Below are 10,056 nucleotides of genomic sequence, written 5' to 3' on the forward strand. Positions count from 1 at the left end.
ACCCGTTGTGGTGGTGGTGTGTTTCGGTGGTCATAGCGTGAGGGAAACGCCCGGTTACATTCCGAACCCGGAAGCTAAGCCTGACAGCGCCGATGGTACTGCATGCGGGAGCGTGTGGGAGAGTAGGACACCGCCGAACAAATCTTGAGAGAATAGCCCCGTTGGATGGTTAACCCCACCAACGGGGCTATTTCCGTTGTCAGTTGAGTGCGCGTCAGAGGATGTGCATGCATGAGGACGGGCCGTCCGGGGCACCCGCGGAGTCTGGGAGTGCACAAGGCGGGGTCGGCACCGAGGTGCCGGCCCCGCTGCTTCGTACCTCAAGTCCAGCGCAAGCTGCTGTGGTGGAATCGCCGCGTACGGCAGTATCTGGGCATGGCTTACACGATTCGGGCGGTACGGACTGCGGACTGGGAGAGGCTGCGCGAACTGCGGCTGAGCGCCCTCGCCGACCCGATCGCGTCCGTCGCCTTCAACGAGACGTATGAGAACGCTGCCGCGCAGAGCGACGAGTTCTGGAAGCGTCGTGCCGAGCAGGGCTCGCGCGGCCTGCTGGCGGAGACCTTCATCGGCGAGGCCGGAGCGGACGGCGGCCGCTGGGCGGGGAGCGTCACCGTCCTGGACGAGGGAGACAGCGCTCATATCGTGGGGGTATATCTGCGTCCCGAGCACAGGGGGACCGGACTTGCGGTGTTGCTCTTCGCTGCCGCGGAGGAGTGGGCCCTGGAGCGGCCCTTCGTGACCCGCATGGTGCTGCACGTCCACGAGAACAACCCGCGGGCGGAGGCCTTTTACCACCGCGTGGGGTACAGGCGTACAGGGGCCTTCGTGAAGGATCCGAAGGCGAGCGAGTTCCGTGAGTACGAGATGATCCGCAAGCTTCCGGTCAGATGAGTGGCGCGCGCTGACGCAGGAGCAGCGGCGAGCGGGCGGCTAACCGGACGGGTGCGTGGGCCGGCCCGGCAAGGGAAGTCCCGTACTGTCCAAGGGGAGTTCGAGGACAGTCGTGATTGGTGGGTCGAGCCGGCCGGGGGATGACCGTACGGCCATGCGGCGGCCGGGCTCGACCACGCTCTGGGTGAGGGCGTTCAGGAGCGGCATCAACTCCGGGTCGTCGCCCACCACATAGAGTGTGCCCGTTTCGTCGACGAACGATTCCAACGCGATGCGATCGGCTCGGGCTGCCGTGCACGCGTTCCGTACATGCAGCCGGGAAAGCGGCGCGAGCGCACGTCGGACCAACTCCGTTGCCGCTTTGCGGCGTTCGGGATGGCCGGTGAGGGTGGCCTCGAGTTCCCCGGCAGCTCCGGACGCGGCCTTCGGGTGGGTGCGGAGGATGTGTACGGGGTCGGTGGGTGCTGCCTTCGCGTGGGCCCAGCGGTGCACTTCGCGGAACGGACGGTCGTCGAGGGCCGCGGCGTGCAACCAGCTGCGGAGCAGCGTCTCGGCTGCCGCGTGCACCTCCGCGTCGATGGGCCGGGGTGAGCGCAGCGGCGCGAGGAGGTCCGTCGCCCGGTGCTCCGCGGTGGACTTGTCGCCGCAGCCGTGGTGCGGGGACCAGCGGAGCCGGTCCGGGGTGTCGCAGAGCTGGCCCGGGTCGAAGAGGTGGACGGGGCCGAGTTTCGCGCGGGAGTCTTTCGTGTCCGCCCAGAGGGCCGGGTCGGTGGTGGCCACGACCACGGCGCCGGGCGCTTCGAGGACGCGGCTGTACGGGTCGGAGCCGGCATCCGCCGCGGGAGGTTCGGCGGCCTGCGGGGACAGCGCGGGAGCGGCGTCAGCGGCCTGACGAGCGGGTTCCGGGCCCGGGATGTGCGGTTGCCCTGGCGTCGGTGGGCGGGCGACTTCTGGGCCGGGGGCAGGCTCGCGGTCCGTCGTCGCGTCAGAGGCGCGTGACGGTGAGGGCGGCGGCTTGCGCAAGTCGGCTGCCACGGTGGTCTGTTGGCGTGCGGTGTCGCTCTGCGGGCCCGCCTCCTGGCCGCCGTCGTGGTGGGCGGCGCCGGGCCGGTGGCGGCGGGCCGCGCGCACTGCCCGGGCGCGGGTGACGGTGCCCACGGCGAACACCGTGAGGACGAAGACCACCATGACCTGCCCGATGAAGACACCCCAGAAAAGCCCGTAGCCGGGCAGCTGAGACGGCTTCACATGCGGCCAGGCACCGGCCAGGTCCTGAGGTGCGGCGGCAAGGTCCCGTATGGCCATCGGGGTGCGGACGAACGTCACCCCTTCCGGCCATGCACCGTGGGCGAGCAGCCCGGCCAGGCCGGTGGCCGCCCAGATGAGGACGGTGACGGCGAGGAGCAGGCCCAGCACGGCCATCAGCAGGCCGTCCGGGATGCCTCCGCCGCTTCCCCGGCGTGGGTCCGAAGCCCTGTCACCGCGGCGTCCCGCGGGCGGGTGGTCGTCGTAACGGCTGCTGTGGCCGGGGCGGTGATCGTGCGGCATGGCTAGGCGACGGTCGAGTTGGAGGAGGACTTCGCCTGTTCGATGGCGAGGGCACGCGCCTCGGCTTCGGCCTCCAGATCCGCTTCGAGGGAGGCGTCGAAGTCTTCCGGCCCCGACGACGTCTCCGTCATGGCGCGGTCGGTGAAGACGAGGGGGCGTTCGGCCTCCGTGACGAGATGTTTGACGACCTGGACGTTGCCGTTGACGTCCCACACCGCGATGCCCGGCGAGAGGGTGGGGATGATCTCGACTGCCCAGCGCGGCAGGCCGAGGACTTTGCCGGTGGACCGGGCCTCGTCGGCTTTCTGGGCGTAAATGGTGCGTGTGGAGGCCATCTTGAGGATGGCGGCGGCTTCCCGGGCCGCCGCGCCGTCGACGACGTCGGACAGGTGGTGGACGACGGCGACGAACGACAGGCCGAGGCGGCGGCCGAACTTCAGCAGCCGCTGGAAGAGCTGGGCGACGAAGGGGCTGTTGATGATGTGCCAGGCCTCTTCGACGAGGAAGATGCGCTTCTTGCGGTCCGGCCGGATCCACGTGTGTTCCAGCCATACGCCGACGATGGCCATGAGGATGGGCATGGCGATCGAGTTGCGGTCGATGTGTGAGAGGTCGAAGACGATGAGCGGGGCGTCGAGGTCGATGCCCACTGTCGTAGGACCGTCGAACATGCCGCGCAGGTCGCCGTCGACGAGGCGGTCCAGCACGAGGGCGACGTCAAGGCCCCAGGCGCGTACGTCGTCGAGTGCGACGTTCATCGCTTCGGCCGACTCCGGACGGGGGTGCCGGAGGCGCTCGACGATGTCGGTGAGGACGGGCTGGCGGTCGGCTATCGTCGCGTTGACGTGGCTGTGGGCGACCTTCAGCGCGAAGCCGGAGCGTTCGTCCAGGCCGTGCCCCAGGGCCACTTCGATGATGGTGCGCAGCAGGGCGAGCTGGCCGGTCGTCGTGATCGACGGGTCGAGCGGGTTGAGGCGGATGCCCTGATCGAGTGCCGCCGCCGGATCGAGGCGGATGGGGGTGATGCCCATCTCCTCGGCGATGAGGTTCCACTCGCCCACGCCGTCCTCGCCCTGTGCGTCGAGGACGACGACCTGGCGGTCGCGGAACCGGAGCTGGCGCAGGACGTACGTCTTCTCGAGCGCCGACTTGCCGTTGCCGGACTCGCCGAGCACCAGCCAGTGCGGGGCGGGGAGTTGCTGCCCGTAGAGCTGGAACGGGTCGTAGATGTAGCCCTTGCCGCTGTACACCTCCCGGCCGATGATGACGCCCGAGTCGCCGAGGCCGGGCGCGGCCGTCGGCAGGTAGACGGCCTGGGCCTGGCCGGTGGAGGTGCGCACGGGCAGCCGGGTCGTCTCCGTCTTGCCGAAGAGGAAGCTGGTGAAGGCGTCGGTGATTGCGGTCAGTGGATCGAGCGCGGCCATCGGTATTCCTTCAGCCCCTTCGGTGGGAGGTGCCGTCGCAGGGGACGCCGTCCGCGCCGGCCGGGCGGGCAGCCCGCGGGTACGGGCGACCGTCTCGCGTGCGGCAGCCGTCGGTGCCGCCGGCGGTCAGGCTGTCGGTCATGGTGCGCGTCCTCCTCAGCGGCGGATGCCGGTCGCGAACGGCAGCGTGTTGACGAACGCCCGGTGATGCTCCCTGTCGCACCACTCCAGCTTCAAGTAGCTCTTTCCGGCCGAGGCACGGATCGTGCGCTTGTCGCGGGCGAGGGCTTCCGCGGAGCGGGAGGAGACCGTGATGTATCCGACGAGGTTGACGCCCGCCGCGCCCGAGGCGAGGTCTTCGCCGCGCTGGTCGACGCGGCCGTGGGCGGCCACGTCGCGCGGGTCGATGGTGCGGTTCATCTTCGCCTGACGGCTGGCCTCGGCGTCGTCGTTGGTCTTCTCCGTGAGCATCCGCTCGATGGCCAGCTCGGTCGGCTCCAGATCCATCGTGACGGAGACCGTGCGGATCACGTCGGGAGTGTGGACGAGCAGCGGGGCGAGGAAGTTGACGCCGACGGGAGTCATCGGCCATTCCTTCACCCACGCCGTCGAATGGCACCAGGGGGCGCGGGTGACGGATTCGCGCGTCTTGGCCATGAGGTACGTCGGCTCCGTCGCGTCGAGCTCCGCGGGCCAGGCGTTGCGCTTCGACATGGCCTGCAGGTGGTCGATGGGGTGGTCCGGGTCGTACATCGAGTGGATCAGCGAGGCGAGACGGGCCTGGCCCAGCGGCTGCCGCACGCGGATGTCGGCTTCGGTGAGGCGGGCGCAGATGTCGGTGAGTTCGCGGGCCATGACGATGGCCAGGCCCTCGTCCTTGGACAGCTTCCGGCCCGCCGCTCCCGCGGAGCGCCGTGCGGCCTTGGCGATGGCGGCGCCCTCGGCGGCCAGTTCCCGTCCGTAGTGCATGCACGCGACGAGGTAGGCGCGGTGCTGCTCGCTGGAGGTGGAGACCATCGACTGGAGCTGGTCGTAGGAGTCGCGCAGCCAGACCGACGCGCGTTCGTCGCCGCGCAGTTCGACGTCCTTGGCGTGGGCGTCGGGGTCTGCCGGCAGCGTCCGGGCCAGCATCTGCAGGCGGGTGACGAAGCCGTCGCCGTTCGCGACGTGCTTGAGCAGCGTCCCGAAGCGGTCGACGAGGGCCTCCTGGTCCTCGCTGTCGCGCAGCCCGACGCCCGGGCCCTCGATCTCGATCGCCGCGGTGACGGTGCGCCGGTCCGCGTGCAGCAGCACGGCGAGTTCGTCCGGGCCGAAGGGGGCCGTCAGCCAGTTGATGCGGCCCACGCCGGGCGGGGGGCCGATCTCGACCTCGCGCCCGTCGAGCCGGGTGCCCGCCTCGGCGGCGCCGGAGCGGTAGGTGCCGGTGTTCTTGCGGAGCATCCGGCGGTAGGAGCGGTTGATCTCGTACCACTTGTAGACCGTACGGCCGTTGTACGGGACGTAGACCGCGGCCAGGGCCAGCATCGGGAAGCCGACGAGGGCGGGGATGCGGAAGGAGAGCACGGGGATGAGCAGGCCGCTCATCATGCCCAGGAAGGCACCCGCGATGATCAGAGCGATCTCGCCGGTCTCCCGGTTCTTGCCGATCATCGCGTTGGGGCGGGCGCGGCCGATCATGTACGTGCGGCGCGGAGCGGCGCCGACGTGGGAGTGCGTCGTCATCCGCGGTCACCTCCGGTGCGGTTGCCTGTGCTCCTGGCCGGGCGGGGAGGCGTGGAGCGGTCGTGGGTGCGGGGCGCGGGGGGTGCCGGCCTGCGCGGCACGTCGCCGCCTCCCCCTCGGGAGCTGTGCGCGGCGACGCCCCCGGCGACCTGGCTGCCGGACCGGTTGCCGCCGGCGTCGCCGCCGGACGCGGAGCCGCCGCCTCCACCGCGCGCGCTGTGGGTGTTGATGCCCTGGCGCACGAGCGCGGCGGGCGACGAGACGACCGCGGCGGCCGTGCGGGAGGCCGGATCGCGGGAAGCGTTGCGGTGGTTGACGATCTCGTCCCCGAAGCCGGGAACGAAGCGGTAGATCATGGCGCTGGCGAAGATGGCGAGCAGGATGATCGCCAGGCCGGAGACGATGGCGGAGAAGGCGTTGGGGCCGTCGCTGGAGGAGAGCGCGCCCGCCAGGCCGAGCACGATGACGATCACCGGCTTGACGAGGATGACCGCGATCATGATGCCCGCCCAGCGGCGGACGTGGCTCCACATGTTCTTGTCGACGAGCCCCGCGTAGACGGCGGTGCCGAGCAGCGCGCCCACATACAACAGGGCGGCGCGGACGACGAGTTCGAGATAGAGCACGCCGGCGGCGAGGACGGAGATCAGCGAGACGACGATCAGCATGATCGGGCCGCCGCCGATGTCCTTGCCCTCCTTGAGGGCCTCGGAGAACGTCCCGAAGAACTTGTCGGTCTGGTCGGACGTGCCTGACGCGATGACGTCCGTCACGCCGTCCGTCGCGGAGACGACGGTGTAGAGGATGAGCGGCGTGAAGGCCGACGCGATGACGGTCAGCCAGAGGAAGCCGATGGCCTCGGTGAGGGCCTCGACCAGGGGGACGCCGCGGATGGCCCGCTTGGCGACGGCCAGCAGCCAGATGGTGAGCGTGAGGATCGTCGAAGCGGCGAAGACGACCGCGTACTGGCGCAGGAACTCGGGATTGGTGAAGTCGACCTTCGTGGTCTCGTTGACCAGCTCGGAGAGCTTGTCGACCGTCCAGGCCGCGGCCTTGGCGCAGCCCTCGGCGAGCGAGGTGAGGGGGTCGAGGCTGCTCGTCGGGTCGGGGGCGTCGCTGCCTCCTCCGCTGCCGCCGGAGTCCTTCTGCTTCTCGCAGTACTCCCTGGCGGGTGCGACGACGCCCGAACAGTCGTCCGACGGCGCTGCGGTGGCGCGCGTCGACAGGAGCATCACGGCGGCCGATCCGCTGAGCGCGGCCGATGCGAGCTTGAGGGAACGAGCGTTACCGCGCATAGGTGAAGCCTCCGTATCCCTCGACGGCTTCGGCCATCTCCTTGGCTGACGAGGCTGCTTGGTCCCGGCCGACGGGTGTGGGGCCGTCCTTCTGCTTGACGTCCGAGACCTTCCAGTCGTCGCCGACCCATTTCAGGTCGTAGGTGTTCGTGTGCCAGCTCTCGATGACCGGGGACTTCGAGCCCTCCCCTGCCAGGCCGAACAGGGAGGAGTACCAGACAGAGATCTTCGCGTTCGCGCTGTCGAAGGAGACGACCTTGGTGCCGACGGGGTTCGTGCGCGAGATGAAGGTGCTGCCCTCGGGCGCCTCGCCGTTGTCGCTGAGGCCGAGCTTCTTGAGGAACTCCGGGTCGGAGTAGGCCTTGTCGAGGTCGTCCTGACGCTTGTCGGCGACGTCGGGCGCGTACACGGCGGTCACGATCTCCTTGCGCGTCGCCGCGTCGAACATGCCGTCACCGCCCAGCGCCACCGCGTAGTTCGCCGCCGCACTCTCCGCGCCGTGCTCGGACTGCGGGAAGCCGGAGGCGATTCCGGCCTCCTCGCCCTTCACGGGTTTCTGGCCGGTGGGCGCCGTGGGCCGTGCGGCGCCCGCGTCCTTGCCGCCGGGGCCGCCTTCGCCGTCGGAGCCGCCGCCGCTGCGGTTGGCGAAGGCGATGGCCGCGATCAGCAGCACGACGACACCGACGACGGTGATGAGGTTGCGCCCTGGCCGTACGGGAGGTCTGCCGCCGCCCCCCTCGCCGTCGGGGAGACGCGTGCGGGTGGTGGTGAGGCCGGACGGGCCCCGGCCGTACGCCGAGCCTCCGCCTTCCTCTCCCGTACGGTCGCGCTCGCCGTACCCCTCGCCACCGAAACTCATCCCGGACGTGCCCCCTCGAACCTCATGCTCCGTCAATTGGCGTCAGTGCATTGTCCCCTCCAACGAAGGTAGCTGTGTCACAGCCCTGGCGGGGGGCCTGTGGATAACGGAGGGCGCTCGTCTTACGATGCGGTACGCGTATGGCCTCACACGCCCCATCTGCCTCAGGGGGCACGGGCGTTGCCGCGGCCCGTCACCAGTGTTGGTGCGTCTCCCCTGCGGAATCGCGTACTTGTACTCCTGCGATCCGCCGCTGAGGTGCCGTCAGCCGGGTCGCACTGCTTCCAGGGCTTCGGTTCGACGGCCCACCACTGGGGCCCTTTCGCGTCGGCCGGCCGTCGCCGTCGGCCCCTCAGTCACCGGACGCGGGGACCTGGTTGCTCTCTTCGCCTGCGCCGAGGCGGACGCGTCCTGAGTCGTCGACGCTCCAGCCGGGGTTGTGGCAGATCTCCCAGACCACGCCGTTGGGGTCGGCGAAGTGCCCGTGGTAGCCGTCGAAGACGGGGACGGGGCGGGGCGGCTTGACGAGCCGCGCCCCGGCGCGCACCGCGGCGTCGACCAGGGCGTCGACCTCTTCCGCGGAACCGACGTTGTGCGACAGCGTCACCCCCGTCGTGCTGGTGGAGGAGACGGCCCCGTCCATGTCCTCGCGGAACTTCGACTCTTCGAAGAAGCCGAGCACCAGACCGGGGCCTGTCTGGAAGAAGATGATCTCCCCGGGGACGTCGGCGAGCGGCTCCCAGCCGAGACCGTCCCGGTAGAACTCGCGCGAGGCGTCGAGGTCAGGGGTCGCGAGGGTGACGAAATGGGTGCGCTGTTCCATGCCGGGAGTCTGGCACGGGACTTGGGAGCGTCGGCGGAGGTCGGGCCGTGCGTGCAGGGCATGCCGCCGGGCAGCCCGATCCGGCTCTGCCGGCCGGATCGAGCCCCGGACTGCTGCGCCGCGTCCGCGGTGCCGGACGCCGCAGGTATCGTGCCGTCTCCCCAGCCGGCCTGCGCCGCCGTCCGCATCCGCAACTCCCCGCTCCCACCCCGCCGTTCTGTCCACAGGCTGTGGATATCGCTGCGGCGGTGGCATCCGCCTGCGCCGGGTGGCGCCGGACCCGCCTCTCGGCGACCGCGGAGACGTCGCGCAGCGGACCGGATCGCGCAGGCCCGACCTCCGCCTCCGCCCCCTCTCACGCGAAGCTGACGTGCTCCAGCCAGAAGTCCAACAGCTCTGCGTCACCCAGCACTTCGACCTGATCGCTGGTGGGCGGCAGGCGCCGGAAGAAGACCTGGAGGAGGTCGAGCAAGGGGGCCCGCAGGGCCACGGATGCCTTTTCGTGGCCGCGGCGCCAGCTGATGCCGTCCTCGCCCAGCGTGATCATCCACTCCGCTTCGACGTCCGCCGCCGTGTCCGTCGCGTGCAGGTGGAGAGTCTCCCCTGCGCGCTCGTCGAGCGTACGCAGAGCCGGACGGTGCTGCTTCGCCTCGTCGCTGGCGATGATCCCCAGCCACTCGTCGATGCAGTCGGCCGCCAGGGCGTGGTCGGCGTCGAAGCCGGAACCCGCGGCGAGCGCCGCGTCAGCGCGGTGCACGAGCGTCTCGTGCGCCCGGCGCCGCGCCCAGAACGCCGCGCGCCCTTGCGGCACGAACGTCCACACCGCGGCCTGCGGTCCGGCGATGCGCAGCTCGTCGGAGGCCAGTCGGGCGCTCTCGGCCAGCCAGGCGTCGAGCGCGGCCGCGTCGCCGGCGGCGTCGGAGGTCTTGGCGGGACCGCCGCGGCCCGGCACGGCCTCGTGCGGGACGGCGCCCGCCGCCCTCGTCCGTACTATCTCGGCCGCCCACCGGTGGCCGTCGCCCACGTGCACGGCCAGATCCCGCAGAGTCCACTCCGGGCAGGAAGGCACGCGGGTGTCGAGTGCGGTGCCGTCGAGGATGTCGCGGAAAAGCCGGGTCTGATCGATGATCTCGGCGCAGAAGCGCTCGTGCTCCAGGGTGGCAGGCATGATCGAAGACTAGGTGTTCTGTCCATGGAGGTTGGTGACGGTGATCACCGGTAGGTGATCTTGAAATGGGTGAGGGCCTTCTGGCCTGGTGTGTAGCGACGAAACCGCACACCTGGCGACCAGGAAGGCCCTCATGCCGCACCGTAACGCACCGTTGACCGAGACCGGACGGCTGCGTCTGGCCCGCTGTGTGGTCGAGGAGGGCTGGCCTCTGCGGCGGGCGGCCGAACGGTTCCAGGTCTCACCGACTACAGCACGGCGGTGGGCAGGCCGCTACCGGGAGTTGGGCGAGGCCGGGATGGCCGACCACTCCTGCCGCCCCC

9 protein-coding genes and 1 rRNA gene are annotated in these 10,056 nt (G+C 70.5%); 3 read left to right on the forward strand and 7 right to left on the reverse strand.

Annotation, left to right across the window (positions count from 1 at the left end):
• The first annotated feature begins 22 nt into the window (after window positions 1-22).
• A 5S ribosomal RNA gene (gene rrf / locus H181DRAFT_RS28050) occupies window positions 23-139 on the forward strand.
• Window positions 140-375: 236 nt separating this feature from the next.
• Complete coding sequence (locus H181DRAFT_RS28055) at window positions 376-894, forward strand: GNAT family N-acetyltransferase (protein WP_045867267.1); 519 nt, start codon at window positions 376-378, stop codon at window positions 892-894.
• Between the two features lie 39 nt (window positions 895-933).
• On the opposite strand, the gene H181DRAFT_RS28060 is transcribed toward H181DRAFT_RS28055, so the two are convergent.
• The 7 genes from H181DRAFT_RS28060 to H181DRAFT_RS28090 all read right to left on the reverse strand — a co-directional run bounded on the left by H181DRAFT_RS28060 (window position 934) and on the right by H181DRAFT_RS28090 (window position 9,733).
• Window positions 934-2,442: a site-specific integrase gene (locus tag H181DRAFT_RS28060; protein WP_254666997.1), complete on the reverse strand. Its 1,509-nt coding sequence runs from the start codon at window positions 2,440-2,442 to the stop codon at window positions 934-936.
• Between the two features lie 2 nt (window positions 2,443-2,444).
• Window positions 2,445-3,866: an ATP-binding protein gene (locus H181DRAFT_RS28065; protein WP_045867268.1), complete on the reverse strand. Its 1,422-nt coding sequence runs from the start codon at window positions 3,864-3,866 to the stop codon at window positions 2,445-2,447.
• 156 nt (window positions 3,867-4,022) lie between these two features.
• A complete protein-coding gene (locus tag H181DRAFT_RS28070; protein ID WP_045867269.1) occupies window positions 4,023-5,588 on the reverse strand; it encodes an SCO6880 family protein in 1,566 nt (521 codons plus the stop codon).
• Window positions 5,585-6,883 carry a TrbL/VirB6 family protein gene (locus H181DRAFT_RS28075; RefSeq protein ID WP_045867270.1) on the reverse strand — a complete coding sequence of 433 codons (1,299 nt, stop codon included), beginning with the start codon at window positions 6,881-6,883 and terminating at the stop codon, window positions 5,585-5,587. The genes H181DRAFT_RS28070 and H181DRAFT_RS28075 overlap by 4 nt, the downstream gene beginning before the upstream one ends.
• Window positions 6,873-7,742, reverse strand: coding sequence for a hypothetical protein (locus H181DRAFT_RS28080; RefSeq protein ID WP_045867271.1), 870 nt, complete (start codon window positions 7,740-7,742; stop codon window positions 6,873-6,875). Before H181DRAFT_RS28080 ends, H181DRAFT_RS28075 begins: the two co-directional genes overlap by 11 nt.
• Window positions 7,743-8,094: 352 nt before the next feature.
• Window positions 8,095-8,565 carry a VOC family protein gene (locus tag H181DRAFT_RS28085; RefSeq protein ID WP_045867272.1) on the reverse strand — a complete coding sequence of 157 codons (471 nt, stop codon included), beginning with the start codon at window positions 8,563-8,565 and terminating at the stop codon, window positions 8,095-8,097.
• Between the two features lie 355 nt (window positions 8,566-8,920).
• Entirely contained in the window at window positions 8,921-9,733 is an 813-nt protein-coding gene (locus H181DRAFT_RS28090; protein WP_045867273.1) for a maleylpyruvate isomerase family mycothiol-dependent enzyme, read from the reverse strand.
• Between the two features lie 133 nt (window positions 9,734-9,866).
• Here H181DRAFT_RS28090 and H181DRAFT_RS28095 point away from each other — a divergent pair.
• Window positions 9,867-10,056, forward strand: a 190-nt coding sequence (locus H181DRAFT_RS28095; RefSeq protein ID WP_139131719.1) for a helix-turn-helix domain-containing protein, incomplete at its 3' end; no start/stop codon positions are given.

The organism is Streptomyces sp. WMMB 714, from assembly GCF_900090125.1.
Classification (GTDB): domain Bacteria; phylum Actinomycetota; class Actinomycetes; order Streptomycetales; family Streptomycetaceae; genus Streptomyces; species Streptomyces daqingensis.